The 19085-nt window shown below is 35.8% G+C and carries 16 protein-coding genes; 12 read left to right on the forward strand and 4 right to left on the reverse strand.

Annotated features, from left to right (window positions below; all coding sequences use genetic code 11):
- Positions 1-30: 30 nt before the first annotated feature.
- Positions 31-216: a YlaF family protein gene (locus PB01_RS05560; RefSeq protein WP_151699279.1), complete on the reverse strand. Its 186-nt coding sequence runs from the start codon at positions 214-216 to the stop codon at positions 31-33.
- Between the two features lie 105 nt (positions 217-321).
- On the opposite strand from PB01_RS05560, the gene typA reads away from it, so the two are divergent.
- The gene (gene typA, locus PB01_RS05565; protein ID WP_151699280.1) at positions 322-2169 is read left to right on the forward strand and encodes a translational GTPase TypA; all 1848 of its coding nucleotides are present in this window, start codon (positions 322-324) and stop codon (positions 2167-2169) included.
- A 21-nt stretch (positions 2170-2190) separates the two neighbouring features.
- Complete coding sequence (locus PB01_RS05570) at positions 2191-2514, forward strand: YlaH-like family protein (RefSeq protein ID WP_225986179.1); 324 nt, start codon at positions 2191-2193, stop codon at positions 2512-2514.
- Between the two features lie 878 nt (positions 2515-3392).
- Here PB01_RS05570 and PB01_RS05575 read toward each other — a convergent pair.
- Both PB01_RS05575 and PB01_RS05580 read right to left on the reverse strand, forming a co-directional pair.
- Entirely contained in the window at positions 3393-3596 is a 204-nt protein-coding gene (locus PB01_RS05575) for a YlaI family protein (protein WP_151699281.1), read from the reverse strand.
- Between the two features lie 11 nt (positions 3597-3607).
- Positions 3608-4105 carry a peptidyl-prolyl cis-trans isomerase gene (locus PB01_RS05580; RefSeq protein ID WP_151699282.1) on the reverse strand — a complete coding sequence of 166 codons (498 nt, stop codon included), beginning with the start codon at positions 4103-4105 and terminating at the stop codon, positions 3608-3610.
- Positions 4106-4367: 262 nt separating this feature from the next.
- Here PB01_RS05580 and PB01_RS05585 point away from each other — a divergent pair, with 262 nt between their 5' ends.
- The 3 genes from PB01_RS05585 to pyc all read left to right on the forward strand — a co-directional run bounded on the left by PB01_RS05585 (position 4368) and on the right by pyc (position 9364).
- A complete protein-coding gene (locus PB01_RS05585) occupies positions 4368-4649 on the forward strand; it encodes an Fpa/YlaN family protein (protein ID WP_151699283.1) in 282 nt (93 codons plus the stop codon).
- Between the two features lie 106 nt (positions 4650-4755).
- Positions 4756-5922 (forward strand): FtsW/RodA/SpoVE family cell cycle protein, encoded by a 1167-nt coding sequence (locus PB01_RS05590; RefSeq protein WP_151699284.1) that lies wholly within the window; start codon positions 4756-4758, stop codon positions 5920-5922.
- 13 nt (positions 5923-5935) lie between these two features.
- On the forward strand, positions 5936-9364 hold the full coding sequence (pyc, locus tag PB01_RS05595) for a pyruvate carboxylase (protein ID WP_151699285.1): 3429 nt from the start codon (positions 5936-5938) through the stop codon (positions 9362-9364).
- A 726-nt stretch (positions 9365-10090) separates the two neighbouring features.
- Here pyc and PB01_RS05600 read toward each other — a convergent pair.
- Positions 10091-11002 carry a COX15/CtaA family protein gene (locus PB01_RS05600; RefSeq protein WP_151699286.1) on the reverse strand — a complete coding sequence of 304 codons (912 nt, stop codon included), beginning with the start codon at positions 11000-11002 and terminating at the stop codon, positions 10091-10093.
- A 321-nt stretch (positions 11003-11323) separates the two neighbouring features.
- Here PB01_RS05600 and cyoE point away from each other — a divergent pair, with 321 nt between their 5' ends.
- The 7 genes from cyoE to PB01_RS05635 all read left to right on the forward strand — a co-directional run bounded on the left by cyoE (position 11324) and on the right by PB01_RS05635 (position 18827).
- The gene (gene cyoE, locus PB01_RS05605; protein ID WP_151699287.1) at positions 11324-12247 is read left to right on the forward strand and encodes a heme o synthase; all 924 of its coding nucleotides are present in this window, start codon (positions 11324-11326) and stop codon (positions 12245-12247) included.
- Between the two features lie 161 nt (positions 12248-12408).
- A complete protein-coding gene (gene coxB / locus PB01_RS05610) occupies positions 12409-13494 on the forward strand; it encodes a cytochrome c oxidase subunit II (protein ID WP_151701979.1) in 1086 nt (361 codons plus the stop codon).
- Between the two features lie 32 nt (positions 13495-13526).
- Positions 13527-15389 carry a cytochrome c oxidase subunit I gene (locus PB01_RS05615; protein WP_151699288.1) on the forward strand — a complete coding sequence of 621 codons (1863 nt, stop codon included), beginning with the start codon at positions 13527-13529 and terminating at the stop codon, positions 15387-15389.
- A 2-nt stretch (positions 15390-15391) separates the two neighbouring features.
- Positions 15392-16018, forward strand: a complete 627-nt coding sequence (locus PB01_RS05620) for a cytochrome (ubi)quinol oxidase subunit III (protein WP_151699289.1) — start codon at positions 15392-15394, stop codon at positions 16016-16018.
- A 1-nt stretch (position 16019) separates the two neighbouring features.
- Complete coding sequence (ctaF, locus tag PB01_RS05625) at positions 16020-16352, forward strand: cytochrome c oxidase subunit IVB (RefSeq protein ID WP_151699290.1); 333 nt, start codon at positions 16020-16022, stop codon at positions 16350-16352.
- A gap of 1064 nt (positions 16353-17416) precedes the next feature.
- Positions 17417-18328 (forward strand): cytochrome c oxidase assembly factor CtaG, encoded by a 912-nt coding sequence (ctaG, locus tag PB01_RS05630; protein WP_151699291.1) that lies wholly within the window; start codon positions 17417-17419, stop codon positions 18326-18328.
- 37 nt (positions 18329-18365) lie between these two features.
- Entirely contained in the window at positions 18366-18827 is a 462-nt protein-coding gene (locus tag PB01_RS05635) for a DUF420 domain-containing protein (RefSeq protein WP_192797484.1), read from the forward strand.
- Positions 18828-19085 lie beyond the last annotated feature (258 nt).

Raw genomic sequence — 19085 nt, forward strand, 5'->3', positions numbered from 1 at the left:
ATGGTCGGCAAAATTAATTGCCGACCTTCTTTATAATAATCCTTTATCACGCATTTTTTTCTTTGTTTTAAAACCATAGCCCATGATTACGCAAAGTAGAGCAATGCTAAGGATAATTAATAAGAAGCTTCTTAATGCTATAGCAATTCCGATAAATGCCATAGACAAAATTGCCCCAAGAGAATATAGAACAAAAATCCATTTGATATTGGTCAAAATGATTACCTCCAAAAATAAAAGATTAAAAATATTATTACTTTAGTTTCACTTGTGATATAATAACACAGTTATGGACTCGAAAAAAGAATATGGAGTGGAAATATGACAAATTTACGTCAAGATTTAAGAAACATTGCAATTATAGCACACGTTGACCATGGGAAAACGACTTTAGTCGACCAATTATTAAAACAATCGGGAACGTTCCGTTCTAACGAGCACGTTGACGAAAGAGCAATGGACTCGAATGATATCGAACGTGAGCGCGGAATTACTATATTAGCAAAAAATACAGCTGTAGATTATCATGGTACACGTATCAATATCCTTGATACACCTGGACATGCTGACTTCGGTGGAGAAGTTGAACGTATACTAAAAATGGTAGATGGCGTTTTACTAGTTGTTGATGCATATGAAGGTTGTATGCCACAAACGCGTTTCGTTTTGAAAAAAGCGTTAGAACAAAGATTAACACCTATTGTTGTAGTAAACAAAGTAGATAAAGATTCAGCTCGTCCATTAGAAGTAGTAGATGAAGTTTTGGAATTATTTATCGAATTAGGTGCAGACGAAGATCAATTAGAGTTCCCAGTTGTTTATGCTTCTGGTGTTAATGGTACGGCTTCATTAGATGCTGATCCAGCTAACCAAGAAGAAGACATGAAATGTCTATTTGAAAAAGTTATCGAGTCCATCCCTGCACCAATTGATAACTCAGAAGAGCCATTACAATTCCAAGTAGCATTACTTGACTATAATGATTATGTAGGACGTATTGGTATTGGTCGCGTATTCCGCGGAACAATTGAAGTAGGTCAACAAGTTTCTTTAATGAAACTAGATGGTAAAGTTAAAAACTACCGTGTAACTAAATTATTCGGTTTCTTTGGTTTAAAACGTGAAGAAATTCAATCAGCAAAAGCTGGAGATTTAATCGCTGTTTCTGGGATGGAAGATATTAACGTAGGGGAAACAGTTTGTCCTACATCACATCAAGAAGCTTTAGTTCCACTACGAATTGATGAGCCAACATTACAAATGACTTTTTTAACAAACAACTCACCATTCGTTGGTCGTGAAGGTAAATGGATTACTTCAAGTAAAATTGAAGAGCGTCTTCGTTCTCAATTAGAAACAGACGTATCTTTACGTGTTGAAGATACTGATTCACCTGATGCTTGGACTGTTTCAGGTCGCGGAGAGCTTCATTTGTCGATTTTAATCGAAAATATGCGTCGTGAAGGTTTTGAATTACAAGTATCTAAGCCAGAAGTAATTATTCGTGAAATTGATGGCAAAAAATGTGAGCCAATTGAACGCGTTCAAATTGATGTACCAGAAGATAGTGTAGGTTCAATTATTGAATCTATGGGTACTCGTAAAGGCGAAATGGTTGATATGGTAAATAACGGTAGTGGACAAGTTCGTTTAATCTTTATGGTTCCCGCTCGTGGATTAATCGGTTATACAACAGAATTCATGTCCCTTACTAAAGGTTATGGTATTATCAACCATACTTTCGATAGCTACCAACCAGTAGTTTCTGGCCGTGTTGGTGGACGTCACCAAGGTGTTCTTGTTTCTATGGAAACAGGTAAATCAACAACTTACGGTATGATGGGTATTGAAGACCGTGGTACTCTATTCGTTGAACCAGGAACTGATATTTATGAAGGTATGATTGTCGGAGAAAATACTCGTGATGCTGATATCACAGTAAATATTACTAAAGCAAAACAAAAAACAAATATTCGTTCAGCTAACAAAGATCAAACGAACGTGATTAAGAGACCTCGTATTTTAACGCTTGAAGAAGCAATTGAGTTCTTAGGGGATGATGAGTATTTAGAAATTACTCCTCAATCAATCCGTTTACGTAAAAAAGTTCTTGAGAAGAGCGAACGCGAACGAGTAACGAAGAAAAAGAAAAATGCAGAACTTGAATAGGAACTGAAAGGGTGAATAACCTTGGAGGAACAGCAAGTACTTGATAGAATGTCTAGCATTTCACGTTTTATATACGAGACTATGCCATCATTTGACATAGCAGGTTATGTATTATATTTAGTTATTTTCTTGCTATCCGTGGTTGTTTACAAACTTGGATTTGCGAAAAAATTACGTTTAGGACAAAACATAGTTATTTATGCATTTTTGTTGATAGGTTGTTTAATGTTGACGTTTTTAGCTTTTTTCCTTCCAGTTGTCGAAGGACTAATTGTAGCTGCATTAATCCTTATCATATACAAAATTCGTTTACGACTTGAAAGAAAACAAAGTCCAACTGCATAATACATTCTAAAGAATTATAGATTAATGCAAGCTAGCTCCACTACATTTGTATCAGAGCTTCAGACTGTAGGAAAACTCGATTATTATCGAGTTTTCCTACAGTCTTTTTTCTTTTACGAGCACCTTCTCTCTAGGGATCTCAAGAAGGAGAAAGACAAATAATCGTCACAAGATTACCGGAAAAAATGGATCGTGAAGTGATGTAGTCACTTCACGATCCATAGCTTTAAATAGTAATAGTGTAACTTGTGTTTTAGGCGATGCACTAAGGAAATAGTGAAAACGAGACCAATTAAAGAATTAGTTAGTATATTAACTACCGTGTTCATTGTATTTTTAGTTGCATAGGATTGTCTAAAGTTGTTTTGTACCATCTCACTCAAAGTTAACTCTTTACATAGAGAAATGGTTGCTTTCAAGATAAAATTGGTTGCTTAGTTCATGGATTGGTTGCTTTCAGTGTAGAATCTGTAGTTTTCACCTTACAATTAGTCGCTCTTTGACAGTTTTTAACTTTTTAGTTTGGCATTTGAACTTAATAATACCGGTAATCCTGTGAAATTTGAGAAAAATAGGTAGCAGCTCTTGATAAAGAAGTGCAGAGCGGACGAAATTACATCTTCGTTCGTTCTTAAAAGAATAGGAAAGGATTTATTCTCTCATTATCCATACTTTATGTACCTTGTTTCAACATATTCTAAGAGGGCGACGGACAAACATCCGCCACAAGGTTACCGAAAAAATGGATCGTGAAGTGACGTAGTCACTTCACGATCCACAAAAATTCCAACGGTAATAGTGTAGCAATTGTTTTGTCCAAAGCACTCAGGAATTGGTAAAGGCCAGATACACTTAAAAGACGTTTGCGTTTTCCTTAGTTAAAATTCATTTTCAATAAGTTTAGAGCTTTTATAGAAAATGAACTTACCGGTTGCCAATCGAGCTTTTGTTTTTACTTCTATTCGATCGTGACATATTTGGCACATATAAGTGTGAATAGGGCGGTTTCTCAACTTTTTTGCTAGTGGCAAATCATTGGAAAGTTCATCAATTCGATCGCAAATGGCACATTGTACCTTCATAAAACCTACTCCTATTCTATGTGGAATGCTGTAACATGTTTTATTGGATCATTAATATTTGATCCGTCTTTTTTTAGAATATGAACAGGACCATCTTCACGAAGTGGTTTTCCTTTATGACTGAACTTTAATAATAATGAGTCTAGTTCATCTAAAGAAAATGAATAGTCCCCTTCTGAAGTTTTAATAATGAGTGTAGTTGCACCCTGTAATGGCTCAGCATTTAATATGAATTGTTTCAACTCAACTCCAAAAGTACTTGTTAATACTTTAGTACGTTCATATTTTTTTTCGGTTTGTAAAGTAGGAGGGAATGTAGCACCTTCTATTATTTCACGTGACCAATGAGCAGATGTAACTTTTGTATATTCCTCTAACTCATCTTTGTATTCATAACTACCAGAAAAAAAGTCATCCAAGTCGATTCTTCGGTCATCAAAAATCCATACTGTAGGATCTAAAGTAATATTGAATTTAACTGCACCTTTAATGGGAATAATGGATTCCAAAAAAATTGCCTCCTCTAAACTATCTAATCTAAACAAGTATACCGTTAAATGGAGAAGTCTAAAAGAATAATTAACTAAAAAAAGAAAAAGGATGTGCTATTGCCTGTCGGGATAAGTCGATAGAGTCTAAAAGTTGCAAAGTAAGAAGTTATCTATTCTATTCTGAAAAAAGGGAATGAGAGAAAACTTGCATTTTTTCATCACAAAAGATACACTTTAGGGAGCTAGAGAATTAGAAATTATAAATAATGGGGGAGTCCTCATGGATACTAATATACAACTTTCGTATCAAGACAAAGCAGTAGAACTTTTAAAAAGAGATGCTGAAAAGATTGCGCAGCTTATAAAAGTGCAGATGGATAATTTAACTATGCCTCAATGTCCTCTATACGAAGAAGTTCTAGACACTCAAATGTTTGGTTTGTCACGTGAAATTGATTTTGCGGTAAAGCTTGGACTTTTAGAGAAAAGTGAAGGAAGAGAAATTATGGCTTCACTTGAAAAAGAGTTATCAATTTTACATGAGATCCATACAGAAAAATAATTGCAAAACTCAAACAAATTTCTGTTTGAGTTTTTTTTCTAGAAATATTTAAAAGAGTGATAGATTAATATATCTACTCTTAATTATGAAATAGAGGTTTTACAAAATGATTCCGTATATAAAACGATATTTAAAAAACTTTGATTACCCCTTATTTTTTGTTTATTTAGTCCTGTGTTTGTTTGGACTTGTGATGATTTATAGTGCTAGTTATGGCTGGTCAGTTCTTAATTATGGCTGGGAGCCAGATTATTTTTTCAAAAAGCAACGACTAAATTTATTGCTATGTATACCCGCATTCTTGTTAACTGCTTTTTTCCCATATAAGCATTATAAAAATAAAGCCATGATGCAATTTATGCTTCTTATCATGTTTACTCTTTTATTTTTAGTGCATATTATTGGAACCGGAGGAGAAAGTGGTTCCCAAAGTTGGATTCATTTAGGTTTTGGAAACTTACAACCTTCAGAAGTTGCAAAGATTATTATTGTTTTATATTTTGCTGGAATATTTGCGAAAAAACATGAAAATGGAACGTTAGATAAGTTAAATGAATCAGTTGGCCCACCACTAATAGTGCTGTTTTTTGTATTTGTTTCGGTTATGTTAGAAACCGATGTTGGGAATACAATGATCATTGGTTTTGTTGCAATTTCTGTTATTGCAGCTAGTGGAATAAAATTCAAATCATTTGCAAAATTTATTGGATTAATTGGTGTTGTTTTAACCGTTGGATTCTTTGTGATTTATATGATGAAAGACCAATTCATTACTGAGAAACGACTTGGACGATTAGAAGCGTTCTTCCATCCTTTCGATTACGAACAAGGTTACGGTTATCAAATTGTAAATGGGTATATTGCAATCGGAGCAGGTGGTTTAAAAGGGCTTGGATTAGGCAATTCTAATCAAAAATTTGGTTATCTTCCTGAACCACATACAGATTTTATCATGGCCATTATTGCGGAAGAACTGGGTTTAATAGGTGTTCTAGTTGTACTTTGTGGACTGTTTTTCCTTGTATTTAAAGCGATCATGATTGCTATATCTACAAAAGATCCCCAAGCCCGAATGATTGCTGCGGGGATTGGTAGTATTATCGGGTTTCAAACGTTTGTTAACTTAGGTGGCATGTTGGGAATAATCCCACTTACCGGTGTTCCGCTCCCATTCATTAGTTATGGAGGAACATCCGTTATATTATTATCTGCTGCAATCGGTATATTGATGAATGTATCTATGTTTACAAAGTACGAGAAAACCAAGGGATAAGGGGTGTTTAGTATTGGATAAAATTAATAAAATAGTAGTTGCGAACAGAGGAGAAATAGCAATTCGAATATTTCGAGCTTGTACGGAATTGAATCTTCGAACTGTAGCCATTTATTCAAGAGAAGATAGTGGATCCTTCCATCGTTTTAAATCAGATGAATCTTATTTGGTTGGAGAAGGGAAAAAGCCCATTGATGCTTATTTGGATATGGAAGATATTATTCGGATTGCGAAAGAAAGTAAAGCAGACGCAATCCACCCTGGATATGGTTTTTTAGCAGAAAACGTAGATTTTGCAAGACGTTGTGAACAAGAAGGAATTATTTTCATCGGACCGACTTCCGAGCATTTAGATATGTTTGGTGACAAAGTTAAGGCACGTAAACAGGCGGTCAATGCTGGAATCCCTGTTATTCCCGGTAGTAATGGACCAGTAGTAAGTATTGAAGAGATACAGGCATTTGGTAAAATACACGGTTATCCGCTTATTATTAAAGCCTCTCTAGGTGGCGGTGGACGGGGAATGCGCGTTGTTCTTTCTGAAGAGGAACTTGAAAGCGCCTACGAACGTGCTAAATCGGAAGCCAAGGCGGCTTTTGGATCAGATGAAGTTTATGTAGAGAAATTTATTGATCAACCAAAACATATAGAAGTTCAAATCCTTGGAGATACATTGGGTAACTTAATTCATCTGTATGAACGTGATTGTTCAATCCAAAGAAGACATCAAAAGGTGGTAGAAATAGCACCGTCTAATTCTTTAAGTCCAGCACTTCGAGATGAAATTTGCCAGGCTGCAGTTCAGTTAATGAATAATGTATCTTACATAAATGCAGGCACTGTTGAGTTCTTAGTGACGAATGATAAGTTTTACTTTATCGAAGTAAATCCCCGAATACAGGTGGAACATACGATAACAGAAATGATTACTGGTGTTGATATCGTCCATGCACAAATTAAAATTGCGAGTGGTTTAGCGTTAAATAGTGATGAAATGGGAATTCCGAATCAAGAAAATATTCCACTTTTTGGTTTTGCTATTCAGTCTCGTGTAACAACTGAAGATCCGTTAAATAGTTTCATGCCTGATACAGGAAAACTAATGGTATATCGCTCTGGTGGAGGATTTGGCGTACGTTTAGATGCTGGGAATGGATTCCAAGGTGCCGTTATTACGCCGTATTATGATTCTTTATTAGTTAAAGTTTCTACATGGGGTATGTCTTTTGGCGAAGCTGCAGCTAAAATGGTCAGAAATTTGCAGGAATTCAGAATAAGGGGGATTAAAACAAATATCCCTTTTTTGGAGAATGTAGTGAAGCACCCAAGTTTTTTATCAGGACATTTTAATACTAGTTTTATTGATACCACTCCAGAGTTATTTTTATTCCCAAATAGAAAAGATCGTGGAACAAAAATATTAAATTATATTGGGAATGTTACAGTAAATGGTTTTCCTGGAATAGAGCAAAAATCTAAACCCATTTTTAGTTCTGTTAGAAAACCAAAGATGGATAATTCCATTCCTCCGACATCTGGCACTAAACAAATTCTAGAACAACAAGGTGTACAAGGTGTCATCAAGTGGGTGAAGGAACAACAAGGTGTGTTATTAACAGATACAACATTTAGAGACGCGCATCAATCGCTTCTTGCAACGAGAGTTCGTTCACATGATATGTTTCAAATTGCGAAAGAATCGGCTAGTGGGATGCATAATTTATTCTCTTATGAAATGTGGGGTGGAGCTACATTTGACGTAGCCTACCGATTCTTAAAAGAAAATCCTTGGGATCGTTTATTAAAAATGAGAAAAATGATTCCAAACGTTCTTTTTCAAATGCTATTTCGAGGAGCAAATGCAGTAGGCTATAAAAACTATCCCGATAATGTAATTCGTGAATTTATTCAGGAATCGGCGGAAGCGGGTATTGATGTATTCCGTATTTTTGATAGTTTGAACTGGATTAAAGGAATGGAAGTGGCAATTGATGCTACCAGACAATCGGGTAAGATTGCCGAAGCAGCTATATGTTACACAGGAGACATTTTAGATGACTCTCGCTCGAAGTATACGGTTAAGTACTACAAAGATATGGCAAAAGAATTAGAGGCTTCTGGGGCTCATATTTTGGCGATTAAAGATATGGCTGGATTACTGAAGCCGGAAGCTGCTTATCGTCTAATAAGCGAAATTAAAAGCGTGACAGACTTACCTATACACTTACACTCTCATGATACTAGTGGTAATGGCATTTATATGTACGCAAAAGCTATTGAAGCAGGTGTAGACATCGTCGATACTGCTTTAGGTGCAATGGCAGGTTTAACTTCTCAACCTAGCGCAAGTACTTTAAGTTATGCGATGAATGGAGGAAGTAGAGAAGTAATAGGGGATGTACGTGCATTTGAAAAAATCTCCTACTATTGGGAAGATGTTCGTAAATACTATAAAGACTTTGAAAGTGGCATGATTAGCCCCCATACAGAGATTTATGTGCATGAAATGCCTGGTGGACAGTATAGCAATCTTCAACAACAAGCAAAAGGAGTAGGTTTAGGAGAGCGTTGGGAAGAAGTAAAAGAAATGTATTCCCGTGTAAATTTACTATTTGGTGATGTAGTAAAAGTCACACCTTCCTCTAAGGTAGTTGGAGATATGGCGCTATTCATGGTACAAAACAATTTAGATGAAATTTCAGTGATTACGAGAGGGAAAACTATCGACTTCCCAGACTCGGTTATCGAGTTTTTTGAAGGATATATTGGTCAACCGTACGGTGGTTTTCCAAAAGAGCTTCAAAAAGTGATTTTAAAAAATCGCCAAGCGATTACCGTTAGACCCGGAGAATTGCTTGAACCAGTAGATTTTCAAGTGATGAGAGAAGACTTATTCAATAAATTAGGGCGTCCAGTTACGAGTCAGGAGATTTTAGCTTATACGTTATATCCTAAAGTATTTGATGAATATTCTGCGATGGAAAATAATTTTGGGGATGTTTCTGTTCTTGACACTCCAACATTCTTTTATGGAATGAGGCTCGGTGAAGAAATAGAAATAGGGAAGACATTAATTATTAAATTAGTTTCTATAAGTGAACCAATGAGCGATGGAAATCGAATTATTTATTTTGAATTGAATGGACAACCACGTGAAATATCAATTCAAGATATGACAATTGAAGTGAGTCATCTATCTAAATCCAAAGCTGAAGTGGCAAATGAGCAACATATAGGTGCCACAATGCCTGGCACTGTTCTCAAAGTTGCTGTATCTATCGGAAGTAAAGTAAAAAGGGGACAGCATTTACTTATTACAGAGGCAATGAAAATGGAAACGACTGTACAAGCTCCATTTAATGGAGTGATAAAAGAGATTCATGTAGTTGCAGGAGAAGCAATAGCCACTGGAGATCTTTTAATTGAAATAGGAAAAGAATAATAAAAAAGCTGTTTGACAATTAACTTTGTCAAACAGCTTTTTTTAAGGCAAGAAATATAAAAAGCTTTTATGCCAAGAACAGGTTGATTTCCGCTGCATGCAGCCGCTTTCCTGAAGCAAACAAATCAAGCCGTTTCCTTCGTTACGCTTTAGTCCGGGGTCTTGATTAGTTTGCTAATATCCTAGGAGTCGCCGCTTTCCACTCCACTCAACAGTGCAAATAAGTAAGACAATATGCTTTGTCTAAATAATGAATTAGTGATTATAAGGAGTATTTAGACGGAGATGCATAGGGTAGGACCGGATAACTGGAAACTTTCAACTCGCTAGGTCTTGATTTTTATTTTTTTCTTTTATTTGCAATTTCTAAAGGAGAAATTATTCATTGGGTAGATGATTAGAGTTGGTGGAACCTAAAAAAATAGATAGCAACTATTGTTAAAGAAGCGCTGAGCGGACGAAATTGCATCTTCGTCCACTTTTAAAAGAATACGAAAGGTTTTATTCTCTCATTATCCAAACCTTATGTACCTTGTATCTACATATTTCAAGAGGGCGACGGACCCACATCCGCCACAAAATTAACGAAAAAAGAGAATCTGGATTTGACCGAGTCACATCCAGATTCTCCATAAAAGTTCTCGTTAATTGTGTATCCAATGTTTAGTCCGAAGCACTCAGGGAATATTGAAGACAAGAAGCTGTTAAAGGGAGCTTAGGTTTAACTTATATCTTCAATCGACTTCGGGATAATAACAGAACCATATAACATAACAAACCAAATAGTAATGAAACAAATAAAGAATGCAACAACGCAATATACAAATTTAGTTTAGTAAATACTATTAACATACCAGTGCAAGCTTGGCAGAGAACAAGAATTAAAGCGGTAATCCAACCCCAATAAATTGCTCGCTGTTCTTTATAGTTTCTAAAAGCATGAATGGCAATAATAATTATCCAAATAATAATCAACCCAGCAGCCGCTCGATGCCCCATTTGTACCCACTCATATAAGTTTGTAGGCAATGAAAACTCATCATTTCTACACAGGGGCCAGTCTTTACAAACCAGGCTAGATTTTGTATGACGAACAAGAGCACCCGAATATACTACTATATAGGAATAAAGTGTAACTCCAATTGTATGAAACTTTAATGTTTTACCTATTCTAATTTTATCCGTGTCAAATTTTCTATCTACTTCAAAAATGAGTAGTGTGAGTAATAAGACGGCTGCAAAAGAAATGAGAGAAATTCCAAAATGCAATGCGAGTATAAAATCGCCTTGTCCCCATTTTACTTGTGCTGCACCGATTAAAGCTTGTAGTACTAAGAAAAAAACAGCCATAATTGATAAAAACTTTGTTTCACGAACATGTCCAAGTGCACGCCATGCCCAAATGGCTAAAGCTACAATTAGTATTCCAACAGCACCTGTAACTACCCGATGTGAAAATTCAATTAGTACTTCAGTTGTTATCTTATCTGGTATAAGTTGCCCATTACAGCCAGGCCAATGTCTTCCACAACCCATCCCGCTGTCGGTTTTCGTAACAAGCGCTCCTCCTAAAAGAATGAGAAGCATTCCAACAGTAGAAGCTACAGCTAACCATTTTAAAATTTTATGAATGTGCAATGTGCCACCTACTTTATGTATGTTGATCGTCTTAAATGACGGTATCTGCTTTTTGATAATATCGAAATATGAAAGAAAAAACAATGTTTATACATTGAACACTAAAAGTTGATAGTGCCATTTCACAAATTGTTCATAAATTCGTGCTTGAACCTTCACAAAACAGTAGAGGAAATGATTTACTATTAATATTGTTACTCTTTTGTAAGGTAAACATATAACTTATTATCAAAAAAACTTATTCACTATGGAAATTAATAAGGTTTTTCGATATAGTAAAAGGTAGCGGAATATGCTTACAACTTTGAAAGGAGAGGCAGTATGTCAAATAGTCAATCAATTACCGCTACTACCGAGACTGACAAAGTTCCAGAAACAACTTCTTTCATAAAAGACTTTCTAGCACTTATTAAGATTGGGATTGTCAATTCGAATTTAATAACAACGTTTACTGGTATTTGGTTAGCTTTTCAATTTACTAACCGTAATTTTCTTCAGGAACTAGATCTAATGTTTTATACGCTTTTTGGTGCGGCTTTCATAATCGCCGGATCTGGTGCGATGAATAATTATATAGATCGTGATATTGACCCTATTATGAAAAGTAAAAGAGCTAGACCCACTGTTACTGGAAGGTTTAAACCGATTGCCGTACTGACAACTTCTCTTACTTTATTAGTTGTAGGTGAAATTTTATTATTCCTGGCTTCAACATCTGCTGGAATTTGGGGACTGGCGGGTATCATTAGTTATGTGGTTCTTTATTCGATGTGGTCAAAAAGAAAGCATGTTAGTAACACAATAGTAGGAAGTATATCAGGAGCAATACCACCTTTAATCGGATGGGCTGCTGTAGAACCAGGCTTAAGCTACGGAGCTCTTGCATTATTCTTAATTATGTTTGTGTGGCAACCACCACATTTTTATGCTCTTGCAATGAAACGAACAGAAGAATATAGAGCAGCAGGTATACCAATGCTTCCAGTTGTGAAAGGATTTGCACGTACAAAGCGTTCGATGCTTCTATGGGTAATCTTTTTGTTCCCTTTACCATTTTTGTTAATGGATCTTGGAATTTCCTTTCTAGTATTAGCTACGTTATTAAATATCGGTTGGCTTATACTTGCAATTAAAGGTTTCCGGGTAAAAGATGATTTGAAATGGGCAACTGGTATGTTTGTTTATTCATTAAACTATATGACCATCCTGTTCGTATCAATGATTATCTTTTCTATTTTTATTTAACTTGAATCAGAAGTAGTCTACCTTTTCTAAAAAAGGGAAGATTACAGTAAAGTAATTTTATCCTATTGGAATTCTTTCTTTAGTCACCAAGAATTCATATAAAATGAACCGCAGTCCAACAGCACATGAATACAACAATGAAAGAGGGGTTTGATTTAGCTATGATGAAAGGGCTTAAAAAATGGCGACTTTTTTCAGTGTTAGCAGCTCTAACGATTTTCCTATCGGGTTGTGGCGAAGAATACCTATCGACGCTTACACCTGCTGGACAAGTTGGAAGAGATCAATTTAATTTACTACTACTTTCTTCTGCTATTATGGCTTTAGTTATAATTGTAGTAGGAATTATCTATGTAGTTGCTATCGTGAAGTTCCGTCGTTCAAAATTAGGGGAAGATTTTATCCCTAAGCAAGTTGAAGGAAGTCATACTTTAGAAATTATTTGGACAGTTATTCCAATTATTCTTCTATTAATTCTTGCAGTTCCGACAGTATTTTATACTTATAAACATGCTGATGTAGCTGGTATGGCAGATGTAAATGCAGAAGGTAATAAAACTGCCTTGACAGTAAACGTTACTGCTAAACTTTATTGGTGGGAGTTTGAGTACCCTGATTTAGGTGTAGTAACTGCACAGGAACTAGTTGTTCCAACAAACGAAAAAGTATATTTCAATTTGAAAGCAGCTGATGTAAAACACTCATTTTGGATTCCAACAGCTGGCGGTAAGATGGATACAAACGTAGATAATGTCAATCAATTCTATTTAGAGTTTGACAAAGAATCGGCTGGCTTAGAGCAAGGCGTATTCTATGGTAAATGTGCGGAACTTTGTGGTCCTTCTCATGCTTTAATGGACTTTAAAGTAAAAACAATGAATAGACCAGATTTTGATGCATGGGTAGCAAAAGCGAAATCTACGGAACATGTTGCAGTAGGAGACAGTGCTAAGCAAGGTGAAGCTCTATTCTCTAGTGCAGGTTGTATCGGATGTCACGCAACTTCTGTTGCAGGTACAGGCGGAAGCATGGGTCCAAACCTAGGTACTTTTGGAGACCGTAATCGCGTTGCTGGATTTATGGATCATACGAAAGAAAACATCAAATCATGGATTAATGATCCACAAAGTTATAAACCAGGTAACAAAATGCCACAACCTGAAGATTTAAACAATGGCAAAAAATTTACTGATGAGCAATTAGATGCTCTTGCGGATTATTTGATGGAATTATCTGTTGAAAAGTAACACAATAGATAAAATTTAAGGAGGTTAGAGTTGTGAGTTCAATCGCAAAGAAAAAAGGCTTTGGCGCTTCTGTATGGGACTTCTTAACGACAGTCGACCATAAAAAAATCGCTATCCTTTACCTCGCTGCCGGCGGTTTGTTTTTCGTAATCGGTGGTCTTGAGGCAATGCTAATTCGTATACAATTAGCAAAACCGGATAATGATTTTGTTAGTGCAGGCTTATTTAACGAAATTATTACAATGCATGGTACAACGATGATTTTCTTAGCGGCCATGCCAATATTATTTGGATTTATGAATGCAGTTATGCCACTTCAGATTGGTGCACGTGACGTTGCATTCCCATTTCTGAATGCTCTTGGTTTTTGGTTGTTCCTATTCGGAGGAATTTTCCTTAACTTATCTTGGTTCTTAGGTGGCGCACCTGATGCAGGATGGACGTCGTATGCATCATTATCATTGGCTTCACCAGGACATGGTATTGACTTCTATGCACTCGGGCTTCAAATAGCCGGTGCCGGAACTTATATTGGAGGTATTAACTTCCTAGTAACAATTATAAATATGCGTGCTCCGGGTATGACATACATGCGTATGCCATTAATGACTTGGACTACATTTGTTGCAAGTGCGTTAATCCTATTTGCTTTCCCACCACTTACTGTTGGTTTGTTTTTCTTAATCTTTGACCGTATGTTCGGTGCAAACTTCTTTGATCATACAATGGGTGGTAATACAATAATCTGGGAGCATTTATTCTGGATTTTCGGGCATCCTGAGGTATATATCTTAATATTACCGGCTTTTGGTATATTCTCTGAGATATTCTCTATATTCTCACGTAAACGACTATTTGGTTATTCATCCATGGTTTTTGCAACTGTATTAATCGGTTTCTTAGGATTCATGGTTTGGGCTCACCATATGTTTACAGTTGGTTTAGGACCAACAGCAAATGCTATTTTCGCTGTTGCTACAATGGCAATCGCTGTTCCTACAGGTATGAAGATTTTTAACTGGTTGCTTACAATTTGGGGAGGAAGTATTAAAGTTACGGTTCCAATGCTGTATGCTTTAGGATTTATTCCTTCATTCGTAGCAGGTGGGGTAACTGGTATCATGCAAGCTGCCGCTCCACTAGATTATCAATTGCACGATTCATACTTTATCGTTGCCCATTTCCACTACGTAATCGTAGGGGGAGTAGTGCTTGCTATTTTAGCAGCATTACACTTATATTGGCCTTTAATGTTCAATCAAATGTTAAGTGAAAAATTAGGGAAATGGACATTCTGGTTCTTCTTCCTTGGATTCCATTGTACTTTCTTTATTCAACATTTCTTAGGATTAATGGGTATGCCACGTCGTGTATTTACGTTCCGCGAAGGGCAAGGTTGGGATTTATTCAACTTAATCAGTTCTTTAGGTGCAGGATTAATGGCAATAGGGGTTATCATTTTAGTTATTAACATTATTATCACGATTGTAAAAAATGAAAAAGTTGGTAATGATCCTTGGGAAGATGGCCGTACGTTAGAATGGGCTATTCCACAACCAGTGCCTTATTATAACTTTAAACAAACACCACTTGTTCGGGGACTTGATACTTTTTGGATTGAGAAACAAGAAGGTAATAAAGAAGGTATGACATATGCAGAACCAATTTCTGATATACATATGCCTAACAACTCATTTATTCCTTTTGTGATGTCATTTGGATTATTTGTAGCTGCATTTGGTGCTCTATACCATGCTGATCATTCATGGGGTATATTAGTTATCATACTTGGATTAGGTATTACATTACTTTCAATGGCAGTTCGTTCACTTAAAGATGATCATGGTTATCATATTCACAAAGAAGAATTAATGAATGAAAAAGGGGGTAAATAATAATGGACTTTAATACGAAGTACACCCCACAATCTTGGCCAGATCATCCAGAGCAAGTAACTTTAGAAGGTAAAAACAAATTCTTAGGTTTCTGGTTATTTCTAGGTGGAGAAACTGTATTATTCGCTAGTTTATTTGCTACTTATTTAGCTCTAAAAGACAAGGGACCAAGTGGAATGGAGTTTTCAACTCATTCACTTTATGAGTTGCCACTAGCTTTTGTTATGACTATGTTGCTTTTAACTTCATCTTTAACAAGTGTTTATGCAATGTATCATATGAAAAACCATAACTTTAAAGGTATGCAAACTTGGATGGCTATCACGGTATTCCTTGGTCTTGGATTCTTAGCTTTAGAGATTTATGAGTTTAATCATTATGTTCACTTAGGTTTTAATTATGGTCAAAGTGCATTTTCATCTGCTTTCTTTACATTAGTTGGAACGCATGGTCTTCACGTTGTAATTGGTCTTGGGTGGATTGTTTTACTACTTTTACGTAATGCAAAACGCGGATTTAGCTTATATAATGCACCAAAATACTATACTGCTTCTTTATACTGGCACTTTATCGATGTTGTGTGGGTATTCATCTTTACTGTAGTATACTTGATGGGAGTTGTTGGTTAATATGTCACACGACGCTCACGTTTATGTGAAAACACAAACAGAGTATGAATATACTCGTCGTAAAAGAAGAGAAGAAATGCGTAATCAAGTAACGACATTTGCAATTATGATTTTTATGACATTAGTTGCATTTAGTTCAGTTGCTGCTGGTTTTTCAAAGTATTTTGTTGTACCAGTAATATTACTATTAGCTGCTATTCAAGTGGTATTACAACTTTACTACTTCATGCATATGAGTGAAAAAAATCACGGTATTACAGCTTTCTTCTTATATCTAGGTGCAACTTTTGCATTTACTTTTATCCTTACGTTTTTAACAATTGTTTGGTGGTAAATAAAATTATAAAGCGGGACTAAGTTTATTCTTAGTCTCGCTTTTTTTTTGGTAACTGGCATATAGTGTCTCTGACGTTTAATCCAAAGCACTTGGGAAACTGTAAAGACTATTTTCACATACCCTTAAAGGACGCTTACGTTTTCTCAAAGATGGAAGAATAACTTTACCGTATAGTGTCATTACAAAATTCAATGCTGCATCTTCCGTTTTTCTTAAAAGATAAGAAAGTATTTGGGTTATCGTATTGCGAAACCAGCGTTCATAGTACTTTAAAGAATTATATAATACCGTGGATTTTCGTTTCAGGTGGACGCGTTCCGCGGGGGTGCCGCATTCGCGTCGTTTGCGATGGCACATCTGTCTCCGAGGAACGAAGGCTAAGAGCGCCACATCGTGTGGCAACGCCTTCGTGACCAACATCCTGTTGGCCTCCGTCTGGAGTCGCCACCTTTCACTGCAATCCATTAAGCGAGTAGTACCTAACAAGAAGATTTTGCCCAGCTATCGCTAAGAATCCAGTATTAGTAAGGAATCATAGTATAATTTCAAGGCTTAGATCTTTAGTTTTTTTAGTTTTCCGTACACAGTATACACGAATCAGTGGGTGTAACATTAGAGTAGGTGGTACTAGAGAAAAATAGATAGCACCCATTATTAAAGAAGCGCTGAGCGGAGGAAATTGCATCTTCATCCGCTTTTAAAAGAATAGGAAAGGATTTATTCTCTCATTAACCAAAACAAATGCATTAAGTCTTTACATTTTTCAAGAAGGCGACGGACACACAACCGCCACAAGATTACAGAAAAAAGTGGATTGAGAAGTGACGCAGTCACTTCTCAATCCACAGAAATTCCCATGGAAATAGTGTAGCCAAAATTCTTTTTGCGACGAGTAACCGCAGGAGCAGATGTTTCGTCCAAAGCACTCTAGAAATAGAGAAGACAAAATGAACTTAAAGGACGCTTGCGTTTTTCTTATTTGTCATAGTTCGTTCATTGAAGTTATAGCTGTAGAGCATTATAATAAGGAAAGTAATGTAGCAGGAAGGAGCAAGGTACCTATGCCTTTAAGTATATTCGGATTTCAAGCATTGTGGAGTCCTATCATGATTGGCGTTTTAGTATTGATTACAATATTATATTTCTTAATTACGGTAAAATGGAGAAAAGACTTTCATGTTTCAGAACCATTGAAACGAAAAGAAGTTGTTTATTTTCTAACGAGTTTAGTCCTTTTGTATATTATAAAGGGTTCTCCTATAGATTTAATGAGTCATATTATGTTTTCATTTCACATGACACAAATGGCAATATTGTTAATGTTGATTCCCCCTATATTGATGAAAGGAATTCCATGGTGGGTTTGGAAAGCTGTAAGGGAGTTGCCTGTTGTTCGAAAGTTATTCCCTTTTTTTACAAGACCAATGTTAGCTTTGATCTTATTTTCAGGTCTGTTCTCTCTTTACCATATTCCGTTAATTTTTGATTATATTAAATTAAATGAAGGTTTGCATGGCACTTATACGTTTATCTTGTTTATTTCTGCAATCTGCATGTGGTGGTCCATTATTGATATCAATGGAGTTGAAAATAAACTACACGGATTAAAAAAAATTGGTTATATTATAGCCAGTGCTGTATTAATCACTCCAGCGTGTGCGCTTATTATTTTCTCAGACGTACCAATGTATGCTACTTATACAAACCCAGATGCATGGTTGAAAGCTATGGCACTTTGTGTACCAAGTAATACATTAGCTGGTCTTTCATTATCTGGCCCTGAACTATTTTCGAACATGCCTCCATTTGAGGACCAACAACTTGGCGGAGTTATTATGAAAATTATTCAAGAAATTATTTATGGATTCGTATTATTTTATATTTTCTTTGAGTGGTATCGAAATGAACAAGAAAATGCAGATGATATTACACAAAAAGCATTAGATGATCTACAAAATTCAAGTAGAGCCTAGTTGTTAAAATAAACCGTTGTATTCAAGGAGAATGATGATGAATTTACCTCTATTACCTACAATTAGTACCTCATTTATCGTATTAAGTGCTATCTTGATAGCAATCGGTTGGGTATTAATCAAACAAAGAAAAATTGAAGCACATAAGAAGACGATGTTTGCTGCAGCTATATCAGCTTTAGCTTTTTTTATCATCTATGTTTCACGAACAATATTTATTGGTAATACTGCATTTGGTGGACCGGAAGACATCAAAATCTACTACACCATATTTTTAATTTTTCACATTACATTAGCCACTACAGGTGCAGTGTTTGGAATTGTAACGATTTATTTAGGGTTAAAGAATAATATTGCCAAGCACCGTAAAATTGGACCAATTACAAGCATTATTTGGTTCTTTGTAGCAATAACAGGCGTAGCAGTCTATTTATTGTTGTATGTATTTTATCATGGTGGAGATACAACTTCTGTCATAAAAGCGATAATTGGTGGATAAATCAACTATAAAAATAAAACAGTAGTCAGCGTAATTATGCTGGCTACTGTTTTATTCTTTCTTTAAAGATAAGAATGTATATGGATTATCGCCATGCGAAGCGAGTGTTCATAGTACTTTTAAGAATTACATAATACCGCGGATTTCCGTTTCAGGTGGACGGGTTCGTAGTGATGGCTCATTTGTCTCACTCATGTGGCCACTGAAAAAGTCCAGTTTTCCATAAAATTAAAATTTCATTCCCGAAAAAAGTTATTT

Source organism: Psychrobacillus glaciei, from assembly GCF_008973485.1.
GTDB lineage: Bacteria > Bacillota > Bacilli > Bacillales_A > Planococcaceae > Psychrobacillus > Psychrobacillus glaciei.